General features: G+C 51.6%; 1 protein-coding gene. It reads left to right on the top strand.

Going from position 1 to position 900, the window contains the following annotated elements; genetic code table 11:
- Positions 1 to 131 precede the first annotated feature (131 nt).
- Positions 132 to 900, top strand: a 769-nt coding sequence (locus tag AC1DWI_RS24685) for a lysostaphin resistance A-like protein (protein ID WP_477726115.1), incomplete at its 3' end; no start/stop codon positions are given.

Raw genomic sequence — 900 nt, 5'->3', positions numbered from 1 at the left:
TGCTACGACTGCGCCTTAAGGGGTATCCGGGTAGAAACCCTTGGCTGAAACAAAGTCTCAACACTTTTTCTCAAGATGAGACAACTGATATAACTCATGCCTTACAAGAGTTTGGGAGGACCACAAAATGGATGGCGCACCGCATCGCCCCGCAGTTTCGCGACCAGAAGCCGGCCGAGGTTGGCGGCATGAATAGGGTCACAGAAAAGTACACAAGCTTCCCAACCCTGGGCCAGGCCGCGCTGATCGTTCTCGCCTTATTTCTGTTTGAATATGTCGCGCTGGTGGCGCTTGCCGATATGCTCGGGTTGCGCGGAGATGCACTCAATGGCGTATGGGGCATCGCAACAGTTCTTGGAAATGCCGGCGTCTTCAGCCTTGTGCTGCATCACAAGCAGCTGAGCTACCGGGCCTTGTTTCATGCGTCCCGAAATTCGGCAAGCGTCACCATCATGCTGTTGATGCTTCCTATCGCCATGCTGATTCCTGCACTGGTGTTGGCCATGCTGTCAGTGGATGCGGTGATGGTTTCGGCATTCCCTTTGTCAAGAGCACAGGAAATGATGTTCCAGAGAATGATGACGAACGATCCCATGTCTGTCATCACGGTTTGTATCCTGGCCCCCGTTCTGGAGGAAATGCTTTTTCGCGGCATTATCGTGCGCAGTTTTCTGGCGCAATGCCCCAGGAAATTCGCTATTTTTGCCTCAGCGACGTTATTTGGTGCCGCTCATCTGAATATTTACCAGTTCATGGTGGGATTGATTGTCGGATCTGTTCTTGCCTGGCTTTACGAACGAAGCAGGTCCTTATGGCCATGCATTGCCCTTCACTGCATGTACAACTCGACGATTTCATTCTTCTGTCAAAACTTCAGTGACAAATCCGGCAACATAGCCT

It is taken from the genome of Polaromonas sp. P3_C2, assembly GCF_056402675.1.
This window is presented reverse-complemented; position numbering and strand designations above follow the sequence as displayed.